This window comes from Halorubrum sp. 2020YC2 (assembly GCF_018623055.1).
Lineage (GTDB): Archaea > Halobacteriota > Halobacteria > Halobacteriales > Haloferacaceae > Halorubrum.
The window spans coordinates 2,988,035-3,004,005 of sequence record NZ_CP076019.1; the positions used below are offsets into that span (position 1 = coordinate 2,988,035).

Below are 15,971 nucleotides of genomic sequence, written 5' to 3' on the forward strand. Positions count from 1 at the left end.
CCGTTAGCCGGTCTCAGCGACCGAGCAGTCGGCTGAAGAACCCGCCGTCCTCGTCGTCGTCCTCGTCCGACGACTCCTCGCCGGCCCGGCTCTCGCCGTCCGCCCCCTCTTCGGCGTCCTCCTCCGCCAGTACGGTGTTCATCGTTCCGGTGTCGTCGTCGCGGAACGGGATGCTGCCGGCCAGTTCCTCGTCGACGTCCTCCGTGGCCCCGCTCGAATCGGCCGGCTCTCGGCCCGTCGGCTCCGCCTCCTCGTCGCGCTCGGCGGCCGCCTCGCGCGCCGTCTCGTCCGCGCCGGGGATCGCGTCCCCCTCGTCATCGGCCGGGTCGTCGTCGTCGCGGTCGACACCCTCCTCGCCGGAATCGGTACCCTCCTCCTCGGTCTCGGTATCGTCCTCCTCGGTCTCGGTATCGTCCTCCTCGGTCTCGGTATCGCCATCGTCGACCTCGATACCGTCCTCGTCGCCGGGGTCGACACCTTCCCCGTCGACCTCGCTACCGACACCGTCGACCGTACCCTCGTCGCGGTCGACCCCGGTATCGTCGTCGACTTCGGTATCGTCGTCGCCGGTGACGATGCCGTCGGCGTCGCCGCCGGCGTCCGTCGCTTTCTCGCCGGCCTCGTCCTCGCTCGCGACGATGATGTCGTCGCCGTCGCCCGGCTCCGCGACCCCGGTCGGGTCGGGGTCCGCGACGATGATGTCCTCGTCTCCGTCGGTCCCGCCGCCGTCCGACTCGTCGTCCTCGGCGGTTCCCTCCTCGTCGTCGCGTTCGACGACCGCCTCCTCTCCGCCCGCCTCCGAGCGGTCGCCGCCGGCCGCGTCGCCCGCAGCCGTTCCCGGCCCGTCGTCGACGATCACCGCGTCGTCGTCGGCCGTCTCCGGTTCGCTCTCCTCGTCGTCTTCGCCGTCGCCCCCGTCACCGCCGCTCTCGCGGCCGTCCCCGCTCTCCTCGTCGTCGCCCCCGCCTTCGGCCTCGGTTTCGACTCCGCGCGCTCCGGCGCCGCCGGCCGCGTCGGCCGCGGGTTCGTCGAGTCCCGCGCCGTCGACGTCGGCGCCGGTCAGCGCCCGGGCGAGGTCGCGGTACGCCCGCGTCGCCGGCGCGTCGGGCGCGACGGCCAGCAGGGGACGGTTCGCTGCCGCTGCCCGCGCCACGGCCCCGTCGTCCGGGATCCGCCCGAGGACCGTGGCGTCGAGCAGGGCCGTGACGACCTCGTCGGTGTCGTCCGTCACGCGGGTGATCGCGGCGCCGGCGACCGTGCCGCCGAGCCGCTCGGTCAGCTGTCGCGTCTTCTCGGTGTCGCCGAGGGCGCTCCGCTCCGGGGTCGAGACGAGCAGCGTCTCGTCGGCTATCGCGAGCGGGAGCGTGGAGTCGTGCGACAGCCCCGCCCCCGCGTCGACGAACACGTAGTCGGCGCCGTCGAACGCCCCGACGACTCGGCGGAGCTCCGACGGGTCCGCGGCCGCGTACGCGTCGAGGTCGGTCGCCCCCGGAACGACCCGGAGCCCGGCCGGTCCCTCGCGGACCGCCGCCGCCGGCTCCGCCGCGCCGGCGAGGACGTCGTGGAGGGTGGTCTCGCCGGGCGTCACCCCGACGGCGCCCGCGAGGTTCGCCATCCCGAGGTCGGCGTCGATCGCGACGACGTCGGCGCCCGAATCCGCCAGAATCGTCGCCAGCGCGGCGGTCGTGGTGGTCTTCCCGACGCCACCCTTCGCCGACGCGATCGCATACACCGTTGCCATACGGTGTGGGTCCGGCGACTGCTACTTAAATGTAGGCGGCGACGCCCGGAGCCGGCCGACGCGCAGGCCGAGTTCCGCCGGAATCCCCCGGGAATCGCCGCCGAACCCCCGCGGGCTTTCGCAAACACCTTATACGTCGCTTCTAGAGTTTCAGGCGATTAGTAGCATGGCGAGACCAGAGGTGCTCAACTCGATCAAGCAGGCCGAACGGGAGGCGGACGAGATCATCGCGGAGGCGGAGTCGGACGCCGAGGAGCGCCTCGCGGAGGCTCGGGAGCGCGCGGACAAGATCCGCGCGGAGGCCGAAGAGGAGGCGGAGTCCGAGGCCCAAGAGCGGCTCGAAACGGCCCGCGCGGAGATCGAGGAGCGGCGCGAGGAGATCCTCGAATCGGGGCGTTCCGACCGCGACGAGCTCGAACGCGAGGCCCGCGACCGTGTGGAATCGGCCGTCGACTACGCCGTCGAGCAGTTCGAGGCGGCGGTTCACGACCAGGCCGAGGAGGCGGTGGATGCTCAGGCCTGAGCAGATGAGCCGGGTGTCGGTGACGGGCTCGAAGCGCGTCATCGACGACGTCATCGAGGCGGCGTACGCCCACCACTCCCTGCACGTCACCGACTACGACGAGCGATACGAGGGGTTCGAGCCGGGGACCTCGCTCGACGGCGCCGAAACCGTCAACGAGCGGCTCGTGACGGTCCGGTCGCTCGAGAGCATCCTCGACGTCAGCGAGGACGACGCCGAGGTCGCCCGGTCGCTGGACGACGACGAGCTCGTTTCCGAGCTTGAGCGCGTCCGCGAGCGGGTCAACGAGCTCAACGACCAGCGCGACGAGCTTCAGGACGCCATCCGCGACCGGCAGGAGGAGATCGACCGGATGGAGCCGTTCGCGGAGCTCGGGATCGACCTGGAGTACCTGCGCGGCTACGACTCGGTCGAGGTCGTCGTCGGCGAGGCCAAGCCCGCCGCCGTCGAGGCGGCGCTCGGAGACGCCGACTCGATCGACGCCTTCGACGTCTTCGTCGGGGGCGACGTGGTCGCCATCGTCGCGCGGCCGACCGACTCGCACGCGGAGGGAGTCGTTCAGGACGCGCTCGTCGGCGTCGACATCGCGCTGCTCGACGTGCCGGAGGCGGACGCGAGCCCCGACGAGTACGTCGCGGAGCTGGAAGCCGAGCAGGCCGACCTCCGCGACGAACTCGCCGGGATCGAGACCGAGCTGGAGTCGGTGAAAGAGGAGGCGGCCGGCTTCCTGCTTCGCGCCGAGGAACAGCTCACCATCGAGGCCGAGAAGAAGGAGGCGCCGCTCTCCTTTGCGACGACCGAGAACGCCTTCGTCGCGGAAGGGTGGGTGCCGACCGAGACCTACCCCGACTTCGAGGCGGCGGTCGTCGACGCGGTGGGCGACCGCGTCGAGGTCGAAGAGCACGAACGCGCCTCGTTCACTCCCGACGGCGACCACCACGCCGAGCCGGTCGACGAGGGAGGCGCGGGCGGCGCCCCCACGCCGAGCGTCACCGACGACGCCGAGGACGCGACCGCCGAGCGCGAGGCGGCCACCGACGGCGGCCACGCGGGGCACGGCACCGACGACCCGCCGGTCGTCCAGAGCAACGGTAGCGCGGCCGGCCCCTTCGAACTGCTCGTTCAGGCGTTCGGCCGACCGAAGTACTCCGAGTTCGACCCGACGCTCCTCGTCTTCCTCACGTTCCCGGCGATGTTCGGGTTCATGATCGGCGACGTGGGGTACGGCGTGCTGTACGCCGCCATCGGGGTCTTCATGTACACCAAGTTCGACGGCGCGTTCCGCGAGCTGGGTTCGGTCGCGATGTGGGCCGGCGGCTTCACGATACTGTTCGGCATCTACTACGGCATCGACCTGTTCGGCTACCACGCCTACCAGCTGCTCGGGATCCACTGGCCGGTCGAGGGGAAGGGCCTCTCGCCCGCCGACCTCGACTGGGGGCTGTCGTTCCTCGTCGTGAGCGTCGTGTTCGGGATCGTCCACCTCAACGTCGGCCACGTGCTCTCGTTCGTGAGCACGCTCCAGCAGCACGACGTGAAACACGCCGTCTACGAGGCCGGCTCGTGGCTGCTGATCCTCAACGGCGCGTGGATCTGGATCTTCAGTCAGGTGTTCCCCAACGCGAAGCCCGACTTCCTGTTCGAGGCGGTCTCGGTGCTGACGTTCGGCGCCGTCTCGTTCAGCGGGTTCCCGGTCGCGGTCGGCTGGGCCGGCGCGGTCGCCGCGCTGCTCGGGCTCGTCCTGCTCGGGATCGGTGAGCCGCCGGAGCTCGCGGAGTTCCTCTCGCCCGTCGTCAACGTCATCTCGTACGCTCGGCTGATGGCCGTCCTGCTCGCGAAGGGCGGGATGGCGCTGGCGGTCAACCTGCTCGCGTTCGGCGCGTACATCGACGACGGCGGCGACGGGAGCTTCCACTTCATCTTCAGCGCCGACTACCTCGACAAGGTGCAAAACACCGCGGACTACGAGCTCGTCTTCGCGGGGATCACTACGGCGTTCGACCCGGCCTCGATCGGCGCGGTCGGCGTCGTCGCGCTCGTGGGCGGCATCGTCGTGGCCGTCGTCGGCCACATCGTCGTCCTGCTGCTCGGCGTCACGTCCGCCGGCATTCAGGCGGTCCGCCTCGAGTACGTGGAGTTCTTCGGGAACTTCTACGAGGGCGGCGGTCGGGCGTACCTGCCGTTCGGCCGCGACCGGAAGTACACTCGCGACGACTGACGACCCGCCGTCGGTCGCCGCTCGGTCTCGCCGCTTCGCGTGCGGTCGAACCCGGCAATCACGTCGGGTTTTGACGCGGATAGCGCCCGCTTTCCCCGCCGTTCTCCCGGAATTCCGTTCGGTCGTTTTGGGAAGCTTTATGACTCCTGTAGGGGCAAATACCAACCGTTCGGAGACGAGCAACAGCAACTACTACCAATGTTTGAAGCTACCAACGAACTCGGGAACCTCGTACTGTCGACCGGTGGAACGCTGACTGACCCCAACGCCGCGGCGGCGCTCGCCGTCGGGCTCGCGGCGCTGGGCGCAGGCTACGCGGAGCGCGGTATCGGGTCGGCCGCGGTCGGCGCGATGGCCGAGGACGACGACCTCTTCGTCAACGGGCTCATCCTGACGGTCCTTCCCGAGACGATCGTCATCCTCGCGCTCGTCGTCGTCTTCATCGTCGGGTAACTCTCCAGCGTTTTTCAACCAATGAGTTTGGAAACCGTCGTTGAGGACGTTCGAGACGAAGCCCGCGCGCGTGCGGAGGAGATCCGCGAACAGGCCGAGGCCGAGGCGGACGAGATCGTCGCCGACGCGGAGGCCGACGCGGAGCGCATCCGCGAGGAGCGGCTCGCTGAAGCCGAGAGCCAGATCGACCAGGAGCGCGAACAGACGCTCTCGTCGGCGAAGCTCGAGGCCAAACAGGAGCGGCTCGGCGCTCGCCGCGACGTCTTAGAGGACGTCCGCGACGACGTCGAGGCGGCGATAGCGGCCCTCGACGGCGACGACCGCCGCGAGCTCACCGAGGCGCTACTCGACGCGAGCCTCGCGGAGTTCGACGACGAGGACGTCGCCGTCTACACCCGTGCCGAGGACATCGAGCTGCTCGAAGCGCTCGTCGCGGACCGCAACGCCGAAGTCGACGGCGAGGTCGACTGCCTCGGCGGCGTCGTCGCGGAGAGCGACACCTCCCGCGTTCGCGTGAACAACACGTTCGACTCGGTCCTGGAGTCCGTCTGGGACGACGAGTTGAAAAACATCTCGCAGCGGCTGTTCGACCAATGAGCGCCGCCGGCAGCCCGAACCCGGAGTACGTCGTCGCGCGGGTTCGCGCCCGCCGCGGTAACCTCTTCGGGGACGAGGAGTACCGTAAGCTCACCCGGATGGGACCGGCGGAGATCGCCCGGTTCATGGAGGAGTCGAGCTACGGCGAGGAGATCAACGCCTTGGGGAGCCGCCACGGCGGCGTGGACCTGATCGAGTACGCGTTGAACCGGAACCTCGCGGAGCAGTTCGACGCGATCCTCGACTGGAGCGAGGGGTCGCTGTACGACCTGATCGCCCGGTACCTCCGGAAGTTCGACGCGTGGAACGTGAAGACGGTCATCCGCGGCGTCTACACCGACGCGGAGCAGTCGGCCGTCGAGGTCGACCTGATCCGCGCCGGCGAGTTCGACGACCGCCGGATCCGCCGCCTGCTGGAGGCGGACTCGATCGACGGCGTGATCGAGGTCCTTGAGGACACGATCTACGGGGACCCGCTGCGCGAGGCGTACGCCGAGTACGAGGAGACGGGCGTGCTGGTGCCGCTGGAGAACGCGGTCGACCGCGCGTTCTACGAGCGGCTCCTCTCCGGGCTGGGCGGCGACGAGCCGACCCGGCAGTACGAGGCGTTCCTCGTGGCGGAGGTCGACTTCCGGAACGCGACGAACGCGCTCCGGCTCGCCCGCTCGGGCGCTGACATCGACCCCGCCGCGTACTTCATCGAGGGCGGCGACCTGTTCACCCGGTCGTCGCTCGCGCGGCTGGCGCAGAACCTCGACGAGTTGGTCGAGTACATCGGAGACAGCCAGTACGGCGACGAGCTCGGACCGGCGCTGCGCGAGCTCGAGGAGGCGGACAGCCTCATCGCGTTCGAACACGCGATCGACGGCGCGCTGTTGGCCTACGGCGACCGGCTCGGCACGATCCACCCCGTGTCGGTCACCCCGGTGATCTCGTACATCCTCGCGAAGGAGCGCGAGACGGAGAACATCCGGGCGATCGCCCGCGGGAAGGAGGCCGGCCTCTCGCCCGACGAGATCGAATCGGAGCTGGTGATAACATGAGCCAGGAGATAGCGGTCGTCGGCAGCCCGGAGTTCACGACCGGATTCCGCCTCGCCGGCGTTCGGGCGTTCGAGAACGTGCCGGACGACGAGAAAGACGAGAAGCTCGACGACGCCGTCGAGCGGACGCTCGACGACGAGGGCGTCGGCATCATCGTGATGTACGACGACGACCTCGACCACCTTTCGCGGGGGACCCGCGAGGCGGTCGAGGGGAGCATCGAGCCGGTTCTCGTGACGCTGGGCGGCTCCGGTGCCGGCAGCGGCGGGCTGCGCGACCAGATCAAACGCGCCATCGGCATCGACCTGATGGAGGAAGACGACTAATATGAGCAAAGCAGACACAACCGACGCCGAGACAGACAACGGCGTCATTCAGAGCGTGAGCGGTCCGGTCGTGACCGCCCGCGATCTCAACGCCCGCATGAACGACGTCGTCTACGTCGGCGACGAAGGGCTCATGGGCGAAGTGATCGAGATCGAGGGCGACCTCACGACCGTTCAGGTGTACGAGGAGACCTCCGGCGTCGGCCCCGGCGAACCCGTCGAGAACACGGGCGAGCCGCTGTCGGTCGACCTCGGCCCGGGGATGCTGGACGCCATCTACGACGGCGTTCAGCGTCCCCTGGACGTGCTGGAGGGCAAGATGGGCAGTCCGTACCTCGACCGCGGGGTCGACGCGCCCGGTATCGACCTCGAAGAGGAGTGGGAGTTCGAGCCGGCGGTCGAGGCGGGCGACGTCGTCGAGCCCGGCGACATCGTCGGCGTCGTCGAGGAGACGGTCACCATCGACCACAAGGTCATGGTGCCGCCGGACTACGAGGGCGGCGAGGTCGTCGCCGCCGAGGCCGGCAGCTTCGACGTCACGGAGACGGTCGTCGAACTCGACAACGGCGAGGAGGTCTCGATGCACCAGGAGTGGCCGGTGCGCGAGGCCCGCCCCGCCAACGACAAGAAGACGCCGCGGACGCCGCTGGTGTCCGGGCAGCGCATCCTCGACGGCCTGTTCCCCATCGCGAAGGGGGGGACGGCCGCGATCCCCGGGCCGTTCGGCTCCGGGAAGACGGTCACCCAGCACCAGCTCGCGAAGTACGCCGACGCGGACATCATCGTCTACGTCGGCTGCGGCGAGCGCGGCAACGAGATGACCGAGGTCATCGAGGACTTCCCCGAGCTTGAGGACCCGGCCAACGGCAACCCGCTGATGGCCCGCACCTCGCTCATCGCGAACACCTCGAACATGCCCGTCGCGGCGCGCGAGTCCTGTATCTACACGGGGATCACGATCGCCGAGTACTACCGCGACATGGGGTACGACGTGGCGCTGATGGCCGACTCCACCTCGCGGTGGGCGGAGGCGATGCGCGAGATCTCCTCCCGGCTAGAGGAGATGCCCGGCGAGGAGGGGTACCCCGCGTACCTCGCCGCGCGTCTGGCGCAGTTCTACGAGCGCGCCGGCTACTTCGAGAACATCAACGGGACCGAGGGTTCGGTCTCCGCGATCGGCGCGGTGTCGCCGCCCGGCGGCGACTTCTCCGAGCCGGTCACCCAGAACACGCTGCGGATCGTGAAGACGTTCTGGGCGCTCGACGCGGACCTGGCGGAGCGCCGCCACTTCCCGTCGATCAACTGGAACGAGTCCTACTCGCTGTACAAAGATCAGCTCGACCCCTGGTTCGAGGACGAAGTGGCCGACGACTGGGCCGAGCGGCGCCAGTGGGCGGTCGACGTGCTCGACGAGGAGACGGAGCTGCAGGAGATCGTCCAGCTCGTCGGGAAGGACGCCCTGCCCGACGACCAGCAGCTCACCTTAGAGGTCGCGCGCTACCTGCGCGAGGCGTACCTCCAGCAGAACGCGTTCCATCCGGTCGACACGTTCTGTCCGCCGGAGAAGACGTACCTCATGCTGACGACGATCCAGAAGTTCAACGACGAGGCGTTCGACGCGCTCGACGCCGGCGTCCCGGTCGAGGAGATCGTCGACATCGAGTCGGCCCCGCGGATTAACCGTATCGGCGTCCAAGAGGACTACGAGGAGTACGTCGAGGATCTCAAAGCGGAGATCACCGAGGAGCTCCGGAGCCTCTACTGACCATGAAAGAGTATCAAACCATCACCGAGATCAGCGGTCCCCTCGTGTACGCCGAGGTCGACGAGGCGATCGGTTACGACGAGATCGTCGAGATCGAGACGGCACAGGGCGAGACGCTGCGCGGGCAGGTGCTCGAATCCTCGGAGGACGTGGTCGCGATCCAGGTCTTCGAGGGCACCTCAGGCATCGACAGAGACGCGTCCGTCCGCTTCCTGGGCGAGACGATGAAGATGCCCGTCACCGAGGACCTCCTCGGGCGGGTACTGGACGGCTCCGGCCGCCCGATCGACGACGGCCCGGAGATCGTTCCCGAGGAGCGGCAGGACATCGTCGGCGCGGCGATCAACCCGTACTCCCGGGAGTACCCCGAGGAGTTCATCGAGACGGGCGTCTCCGCCATCGACGGGATGAACACCCTGGTGCGCGGGCAGAAGCTCCCGATCTTCTCCAGCTCCGGCCAGCCGCACAGCGAGCTCGCGATGCAGATCGCGCGGCAGGCCAGCGTGCCCGAAGAGGAGGAGGGCGACGACGAGGACGGCTCCGAGTTCGCCGTCATCTTCGGCGCGATGGGGATCACCCAAGAGGAGGCCAACGAGTTCATGGAGGACTTCGAGCGCACCGGTGCCCTAGAGCGCTCCGTGGTCTTCATGAACCTCGCGGACGACCCCGCCGTCGAGCGGACGGTCACGCCGCGGATGGTCCTGACGACCGCCGAGTACCTCGCCTTCGAGAAGGACTACCACGTCCTCGTCATCCTGACGGACATGACCAACTACTGCGAGGCGCTCCGCGAGATCGGGGCGGCCCGCGAGGAGGTGCCCGGCCGCCGCGGGTACCCCGGGTACATGTACACCGACCTGGCGCAGCTGTACGAGCGCGCGGGCCGGATCAAGGGCCGCGACGGCTCGGTCACGCAGATCCCGATCCTCACGATGCCGGGCGACGACGACACCCACCCGATCCCGGACCTGACCGGGTACATCACGGAGGGGCAGATCTACGTCGACCCCGACCTCAACAGCCAGGGCCTGCAGCCGCCGATCAACGTCCTCCCCAGCCTGTCGCGGCTGATGGACGACGGGATCGGCGAGGGGCTCACTCGCGAGGACCACGCCGACGTGAAAGACCAGATGTTCGCGGCGTACGCGGAGGGCGAGGACCTCCGCGACCTCGTGAACATCGTCGGTCGCGAGGCGCTGTCGGAGCTCGACAACAAGTACCTCGACTTCGCGGACGCGTTCGAGTCGGAGTTCATCGATCAGGGCTTCGAGACGAACCGCGACATCGAGGAGACGCTCTCGATCGGCTGGGACCTCCTCTCGATGCTGCCGAAGGACGCCCTCAACCGGATCGACGAGGAGTTCATCGAAGAGCACTACCGCGAGGACGACGCCGAGCGCGAAGTCGTCGAAGCGGCCGACTGAGTCGGCGTTTTCTTCCACTTTTCGCCCGCTCTCAGCGGCCGCGCCGGCGGCTTACTCCTCGCGGTCGACCAGATCGATCACGTTCTCGCGGCCGATCCGAAGCTTCTCCACCTCGCCCTCGTCAGCCATCCCCGAGAGCACGCGGGACGCCTTCGATTTCGACCACCCGAGCTCGTCGACGATCGCCGACTGCTTCATCCGGCCCTCCCGCTCGCGCAGGAGACGCCGAACGCGGTCCTCGTCGGTGAGGAGGTCCGGGTCCGCTGCGGCTCCGCCGACCGTGTCGTCGCCGCCGGCGGCAGCGGCAGCGCATTCGACGCTTTCGCCGTCCGCCGTCGGGTCACCCGTGTCGTCTCCGCCCGGCCTTCCCGGCGCGCCTCCGGCGGCGGCCGTTCGGTCCGACAACACGCGTCCGGTCCGGATCGCGTACGCCGCGCCGGCGAGCGCGGCGAGTAGGACACCGGCGAGTACAAGCACACCGACCGGGAGGCCGCCCTCGCTGACCCCGGTTCCGGAGCCGTCGTCGCCGTCGACCGGCGAACCGCCGTCGCCCGTCGTCGGTACGGCGCGGACGCTCGGTCGACCGTCGTCGAAGTCCTCGCGGCCGCGCCACTCGACCGTCCCGTCGCTCGTGTCGTCCGGCTCCGGATCGACCGACTCGACCGCGTACCCGTCAGGTGCCGAGACGGCCAGCGCGTCGTCCCGGTCGATAAAGAACCCCCCGGCGAAGACGTCCCCCATGACGACGGCGTCGCCGTCGACCGCGGCGAAGCCGGTCCACGTGAACCGGAAGCTGACGACCCCCCAGCGGCGCGGGACCTCCTGTATCCCGGTCTCGGCCTCGAACGCCAGCGCGCGCATATCGCGGTCCGACGAGTCGTTCGCGGCCGCGACGACGCCGGACATCCTGTCGGCAAACGGGTCGAGGTATCGGCTGGTGTTCGACCTGAAATCCCCCTGAAACCGTTCGTACTCCGCGACGGCGGAGTCGTTTTCGAGCCGGGTCCGGAGGGTTATCTCCCACGTCGCCGAGCCGTTCGCGGCCAGATCGATCCGCGTGATCGTGTTGTCCGGGGCGGGCTGGTCGTCGGTCTGCGGGACCCCGACAGACTGCGCGTCCGCCGGAGCGGCGACCGCGACCGCCGCCAGACAGCAGGCGGCGACGAGGAGGGTCGCGATCGACACCGTCGCCCGATCGCGTCGACTCATTGGCGTACGGTTTCCAGCCGGTCGAATTAAACCCACAGATAGTCTCGCGGTGGGGCCGGGAAATCCGGCGCAAATCGGTGCAACGGTCGGGTACCAAGGCGAAACGCGGCGAAACGGTCCGCAACCGACCGCCACGGTCTGGCCGATATATGTGGGTAGCGCTCGTCGGCGTATCCGTAATGTACGGCACACGACTCCTGACGGTTCTCTTGGCGCTGGGGCTCGTTCTGGGCTCTATCCCGGGCGGCGCGCTCGGAGTGGCCGGCGCCGCCGAGGCGGACGTCGGCGCGTCCGACGCGGCGACCGAGCGCCTTGACCCCTCGACCGTCTCGGCACAGACGGACGGGAACGCGACGGACGACGAAAACACGACGAGCGATGGAACCGCGACGGACGGTGACGGCTCGAACGCGACGGCCGACGCCGCGAACGGCGGCGACGGCGCGTCGCGGGCGACGGTCGGACAGCAGCTCGCGACGGTCATCGCCGTCACCGACGACGAGGTGTCGGGCGACGTGGCGGCGTCGTCGCTCGACGGGGCGCTCGAGGACGCGAACGAGTCCGAGCGCGCGGCCCTCCTCGCGGAGCGGTCCGCGACGCTCCGCGAGCGCGCCGACGAGATAGTCACCGACCAGCGCGAGGCCCGCGTCGCCTACGAGGACGGCGAGATAACCCGCGGCGAGTTCGCCCAGCGGCTCGCGGTCCTCGCCGGACAGGCCCGGACCGTCGACCGCGGCTTCGAGCGGGTCGCTGACGGCGCCGGCGACACCTCCGGGATCGAGCTCCGCGCGGCGGGCTACGACCGGGGCGCGAACGCGGACGCCAGAGAGCGACTCACTCGCGTGACGGGAACCGGGGCGAGCGCGCTGCTCGCGCAGTACACCGGCGAGCGCGACGGCGAGTTCTCGCTGGAGGTCGACGGCGGCGTCTCCATCGAGGTCGAGAGCGACGACGGCGAGCGGTCGCGCGAGATCGAGCGCGACCAGCCCGGCGACGGGAGCTTCAACGTGACCCAAAGCGAGGCGCTCACCGCGGCCACCGCACAGCTGTCGACCGACGCCGACGGCGAGTGGACGCTCCGGTCCGCCGACCGCGACGAGGACGGTTACTACGAGTTCGAGTTCACCTTCTTCGGCCCGGAGACCACCGGCGAGGCCGAGGTGAGCGTCGACGGACAGACCGGCGAGGTGTTCGAGTTCGAGGAGCAGACGGAACCGCGCGAGGCGGACGACGATGACGACGCCGACGAGGTCCCCCTCTCGGTCTCGGTCGCCAACGGAACGGCCGACCCGGGCGCGACGGTGACGCTCCGCGTGACCGCCGCCGGCGAGCCCGTCGAGGGCGCGACGGTCGAACTGAACGATCGGGACGCCGGGACGACCGACGCCGACGGGCGGGTCACGGTGACGCTGCCCGACGACGACGGGGTCGACATCGAGGTCGAGGACGGCGACCGCGAAGGCGAACTGGAGCTCGCGCTCCGCTCCGACGCCGAAGACGACCGCGACGACGACCTCGGTGACCGCCTCTCCGTGGACGGCTCCGTCGAGAACGGGACCGTCGACGTCTCGGTGACCTACGACGGCGAGGGCGTCGAGGGCGTCTCCGTCTCCGTCGACGGCGAGTCCGTCGGGACGACCGACGCGGACGGGACACTCTCGTTCGACGCGCCCGCCGACGCCGACGAGTTCGAGGTCGCGCTCGTGAAGGGCGCGTTCGAGGCCGATCTCGAGTTCGAGGTCCGTGCGGACGGCACGCTCGCGGCCGGCGACATCGACGTCGACGAGCGCGACGCGGACCATGAAGGCGAGGATGTAGAGGACGAACGAGAGGACGCGGAGGACGAGGGCGAGGACGCGGAGGACGAGGGCGGGGACGCGGACGACCTCTCCGTCGCCGTCGTCTCCGGTGACCCCGCTCCCGGTGCGACCGTGACGGTCGAAGTGACCGGCGCCGACGGTGAGTCCGTCGAGGGCGCGACCGTCGAGGTCGACGGCGAGTCCGCCGGAACGACCGACGCGGACGGACGGATCGCGGTGACGCTCCCGGCCGACGGCGACGAGGCCGAGATCGAGACCGAAGACGGTGACCGCGAGGGCGAACTCGAGATCGAGTTCGACGCGGACGACGCTGATGGTGCCGAGGAGGGAGACGCCGACGTCGACGACGAGAGCGACGACGAGGACGACGAGGAGGATGCGGAAGAGGCGGAGGACGACGACGAGGACGAGGAAGACGACGATGACGACGCGGAGGACGACGAGTGATTCGTTCCCGCGGTCGAGTCGTCGCCCTCGCCGCCGCCGTCGCGTCGGTCGCGGTGATCGGCGCGTTCCTCGCGCCGAGTGCCGCGGCGCTCGACGGGCCGGGAACGGAGCCGGCGGTCGAGGAGGGGTCGTCGTTCGTCGTCGCGCTCGACGCCGACGGCGACGCGACGGTCACGCTCGTGTTGACGTACGATCTCGCGGACGCCGCCGACGAGGCGGCGTTCGAGGGGCTTCGCGATCGCCCGGAGAACGTCACGGCCCGGTTCGGTGACCGGCTGACGCGGATCGCAGACCGGACCGCGACCGAGACGGACCGTGAGATGGGCGTCTCCGACGTGGGGACCGAGTTCGAGTCGACGAGCGGGACCGGTGTCGTCCGGATCTCTGCGACTTGGACGAATCTCGCCGCGGTCGACGGGGACCGACTGGTCGTGAGCGAGCCGTTCGAGAGCGCGTTCCGGCCGGACCGCCCGTTCGTGCTCGTCGCGCCCGACGGCTACGCGCTCGCCGACGCCACGGTCGAGGCGGACGCGACGACCCCGGCATCCGGAACCGGCGCCGCGAGCGCCGAGTGGCGTCCCGGCACGGATCTGGCGGGCTTTTCGGTTACGCTCGCGCCTGCGGAGGGCGGCGTCACCGACGGCTCGCTGCCGACGCCGCTGGCTCCGACGCTGGCGCTCCTCGCCGCCGGCCTGCTCGGCTACGCCGGCTGGCGACGAGCGTAGTCGGAGCGAGCGAAACGAGTCTCGCGGGGCGAACCACTCGCGCGACGAATATCGCGATCCGCGCGACGGATCGCCACGGGTCCCACCGGGTCGCGTCCCCGCCGCCGCCCCCGCCGGACCCGAGCGGGAGTCGCCGCTCCGAACCCGCCGTCGGAAGCGACCGTCCGCAGCAGCCAGAGGCACACGATCCTTTCGGAACTTTTCAGCCATCTTCGACGGCAGCCGGATTCCACGCCGTACAGGCGCCGTTCCCCTCCGCCAACACGTCACGACTGAAAAGAATTAACCGCCTCGGAGCGGAACCTTCCCCCAAGATGGCCAAGGACGTCAAACCGACGCGCAAGAACCTGATGGCGATAGAGGACCGCATCGAACTCTCCGAGCGCGGTCACGACACGCTCGAACAGAAGCGCGACGGGCTCATCATGGAGTTCATGGACATCCTCGACCAGGCGCAGGACGTCCGGTCCGAGGTCTCCGAGAACTACGAGACGGCCCAGCGGAAGATCGACATGGCCCGCGCGATGGAGGGCGACGTCGCCGTCCGCGGCGCGGCCGCGGCGCTGAAAGAGCACCCCGAGATCACGACCCAGTCGAAGAACATCATGGGCGTCGTGGTCCCGCAGATCGAGTCCTCGAAGGTGCAAAAGAGCCTCGACGAGCGCGGGTACGGCCTGCTCGGCTCCTCGGCACGGATCGACGAGGCGGCCGACGCCTACGAGGAGCTGTTAGAGAAGATCATCCTCGCCGCCGAGGTCGAGACGGCGATGAAGAAGATGCTCACGGAGATCGAGACCACGAAGCGCCGCGTGAACGCCTTGGAGTTCACGCTGCTCCCGACGCTGTACGAGAATCAGGAGTACATCGAACAGAAGCTCGAAGAGCAGGAGCGCGAGGAGATCTTCCGCATGAAGAAGATCAAGGCCAAAAAAGAAGAAGAGGAAGCCGCCGAGGAGGCCGAGGAGGCGGCCGCGGAGGTCGCGGCCGCGGAGACCGAGGAGCCGGAGCCCGCCGACTGAGGTATCGCCGCGCGTCGGCCGCGTCCGCTCTCTCGCTACGGATCCTCTGGACTGTCGTCGTCGTTTCTGTGCTCGTCGTTCGTTCTCACCGCGCCCCGGAGACGGTCGCGTTTAAGTTCCGAGCGCCGCCTATCTCCGAGCGTGTCCTGTCCACACTGCGAGGCCGACGCGGTCGCGTTCGCCGCCCCGCCCGCGCTCCGCGAGCACGCCCCGGCCGACGCGGCCGCGATCTGTACCCGGTGTCTGCGCGTCGTTCCGGCCGCCGAGGCTGGGTTCGAGGGCGACGCCCCCGCCGACCCGGACCTGTCGGCGGTCGACCCCGCGTTCCCCTCCGGCGAGGCGGGCGTCGCGCTGGCGCTCTGCTGTGGCAAACTGGAGTCGTTCGCGCTGAACCGAGCGTCGATCGAGGCGCTGGTCCGCCACGCGGAAGAGGCGGGCGCGGACGCGTTCGCGTTTTTTGATCGGCTCGACGCGCCCGACGCCGCGTTCGACTTGGACCGACGGCGGGCGGCGCTCCACGACGCTATTTAGGACCGTTACGACTGATCGCTTTCGTCGAACGGTGACGTTGACGGTGATCGTTTATAAATCGCTGCTACCCGGTCGACAGACGACACCTCCAAAGCCCCAGCCGCGAGGACGGCGCACGCTCGTTGCGCTC

Annotated in this window: 14 protein-coding genes; 12 read left to right on the forward strand and 2 right to left on the reverse strand. The window is 69.5% G+C overall.

Annotated elements, in window-relative coordinates; all coding sequences use genetic code 11:
• Window positions 1-13: 13 nt before the first annotated feature.
• Window positions 14-1,741, reverse strand: coding sequence for a P-loop NTPase (locus tag KI388_RS14850; RefSeq protein ID WP_215087341.1), 1,728 nt, complete (start codon window positions 1,739-1,741; stop codon window positions 14-16).
• 166 nt (window positions 1,742-1,907) lie between these two features.
• Here KI388_RS14850 and ahaH point away from each other — a divergent pair, with 166 nt between their 5' ends.
• The 8 genes from ahaH to KI388_RS14890 all read left to right on the forward strand — a co-directional run bounded on the left by ahaH (window position 1,908) and on the right by KI388_RS14890 (window position 10,090).
• Entirely contained in the window at window positions 1,908-2,264 is a 357-nt protein-coding gene (ahaH, locus tag KI388_RS14855; RefSeq protein ID WP_215087342.1) for an ATP synthase archaeal subunit H, read from the forward strand.
• A 4-nt stretch (window positions 2,265-2,268) separates the two neighbouring features.
• The gene (locus KI388_RS14860) at window positions 2,269-4,482 is read left to right on the forward strand and encodes a V-type ATPase 116kDa subunit family protein (RefSeq protein WP_215088803.1); all 2,214 of its coding nucleotides are present in this window, start codon (window positions 2,269-2,271) and stop codon (window positions 4,480-4,482) included.
• A 198-nt stretch (window positions 4,483-4,680) separates the two neighbouring features.
• Window positions 4,681-4,935: a hypothetical protein gene (locus KI388_RS14865; protein ID WP_004598766.1), complete on the forward strand. Its 255-nt coding sequence runs from the start codon at window positions 4,681-4,683 to the stop codon at window positions 4,933-4,935.
• 21 nt (window positions 4,936-4,956) lie between these two features.
• On the forward strand, window positions 4,957-5,532 hold the full coding sequence (locus tag KI388_RS14870; RefSeq protein ID WP_215087343.1) for a V-type ATP synthase subunit E: 576 nt from the start codon (window positions 4,957-4,959) through the stop codon (window positions 5,530-5,532).
• Window positions 5,529-6,575, forward strand: a complete 1,047-nt coding sequence (locus KI388_RS14875) for a V-type ATP synthase subunit C (RefSeq protein ID WP_215087344.1) — start codon at window positions 5,529-5,531, stop codon at window positions 6,573-6,575. The genes KI388_RS14870 and KI388_RS14875 overlap by 4 nt, the downstream gene beginning before the upstream one ends.
• Entirely contained in the window at window positions 6,572-6,901 is a 330-nt protein-coding gene (locus tag KI388_RS14880) for a V-type ATP synthase subunit F (protein ID WP_215087345.1), read from the forward strand. The genes KI388_RS14875 and KI388_RS14880 overlap by 4 nt, the downstream gene beginning before the upstream one ends.
• Window position 6,902: 1 nt before the next feature.
• Window positions 6,903-8,666: an ATP synthase subunit A gene (locus tag KI388_RS14885; protein ID WP_215087346.1), complete on the forward strand. Its 1,764-nt coding sequence runs from the start codon at window positions 6,903-6,905 to the stop codon at window positions 8,664-8,666.
• Window positions 8,667-8,668: 2 nt separating this feature from the next.
• Complete coding sequence (locus KI388_RS14890; RefSeq protein ID WP_215087347.1) at window positions 8,669-10,090, forward strand: V-type ATP synthase subunit B; 1,422 nt, start codon at window positions 8,669-8,671, stop codon at window positions 10,088-10,090.
• A gap of 51 nt (window positions 10,091-10,141) precedes the next feature.
• Here KI388_RS14890 and KI388_RS14895 read toward each other — a convergent pair whose 3' ends face one another.
• Window positions 10,142-11,299 carry a helix-turn-helix domain-containing protein gene (locus tag KI388_RS14895; protein WP_215087348.1) on the reverse strand — a complete coding sequence of 386 codons (1,158 nt, stop codon included), beginning with the start codon at window positions 11,297-11,299 and terminating at the stop codon, window positions 10,142-10,144.
• 179 nt (window positions 11,300-11,478) lie between these two features.
• Between KI388_RS14895 and KI388_RS14900 the strand changes: the two genes are divergently transcribed.
• From KI388_RS14900 to KI388_RS14915, 4 genes are all read left to right on the forward strand, one after another.
• On the forward strand, window positions 11,479-13,566 hold the full coding sequence (locus tag KI388_RS14900; RefSeq protein ID WP_251133170.1) for a DUF4198 domain-containing protein: 2,088 nt from the start codon (window positions 11,479-11,481) through the stop codon (window positions 13,564-13,566).
• On the forward strand, window positions 13,563-14,291 hold the full coding sequence (locus KI388_RS14905; protein WP_215087350.1) for a hypothetical protein: 729 nt from the start codon (window positions 13,563-13,565) through the stop codon (window positions 14,289-14,291). The genes KI388_RS14900 and KI388_RS14905 overlap by 4 nt, the downstream gene beginning before the upstream one ends.
• A 314-nt stretch (window positions 14,292-14,605) precedes the next feature.
• Window positions 14,606-15,310 (forward strand): V-type ATP synthase subunit D, encoded by a 705-nt coding sequence (locus KI388_RS14910; protein WP_215087351.1) that lies wholly within the window; start codon window positions 14,606-14,608, stop codon window positions 15,308-15,310.
• Between the two features lie 141 nt (window positions 15,311-15,451).
• Window positions 15,452-15,841, forward strand: a complete 390-nt coding sequence (locus tag KI388_RS14915; protein WP_215087352.1) for a DUF6276 family protein — start codon at window positions 15,452-15,454, stop codon at window positions 15,839-15,841.
• Window positions 15,842-15,971: the final 130 nt, after the last annotated feature.

Bases quoted from the DNA above. Each gene is read 5' to 3' on its own strand.
- KI388_RS14850 (WP_215087341.1), bottom strand. From the start codon at position 1,741: ATGGCAACGGTGTATGCGATCGCGTCGGCGAAGGGTGGCGTCGGGAAG.
- ahaH (WP_215087342.1), top strand. From the start codon at position 1,908: ATGGCGAGACCAGAGGTGCTCAACTCGATCAAGCAGGCCGAACGGGAG.
- KI388_RS14860 (WP_215088803.1), top strand. From the start codon at position 2,269: ATGAGCCGGGTGTCGGTGACGGGCTCGAAGCGCGTCATCGACGACGTC.
- KI388_RS14865 (WP_004598766.1), top strand. From the start codon at position 4,681: ATGTTTGAAGCTACCAACGAACTCGGGAACCTCGTACTGTCGACCGGT.
- KI388_RS14870 (WP_215087343.1), top strand. From the start codon at position 4,957: ATGAGTTTGGAAACCGTCGTTGAGGACGTTCGAGACGAAGCCCGCGCG.
- KI388_RS14875 (WP_215087344.1), top strand. From the start codon at position 5,529: ATGAGCGCCGCCGGCAGCCCGAACCCGGAGTACGTCGTCGCGCGGGTT.
- KI388_RS14880 (WP_215087345.1), top strand. From the start codon at position 6,572: ATGAGCCAGGAGATAGCGGTCGTCGGCAGCCCGGAGTTCACGACCGGA.
- KI388_RS14885 (WP_215087346.1), top strand. From the start codon at position 6,903: ATGAGCAAAGCAGACACAACCGACGCCGAGACAGACAACGGCGTCATT.
- KI388_RS14890 (WP_215087347.1), top strand. From the start codon at position 8,669: ATGAAAGAGTATCAAACCATCACCGAGATCAGCGGTCCCCTCGTGTAC.
- KI388_RS14895 (WP_215087348.1), bottom strand. From the start codon at position 11,299: ATGAGTCGACGCGATCGGGCGACGGTGTCGATCGCGACCCTCCTCGTC.
- KI388_RS14900 (WP_251133170.1), top strand. From the start codon at position 11,479: ATGTACGGCACACGACTCCTGACGGTTCTCTTGGCGCTGGGGCTCGTT.
- KI388_RS14910 (WP_215087351.1), top strand. From the start codon at position 14,606: ATGGCCAAGGACGTCAAACCGACGCGCAAGAACCTGATGGCGATAGAG.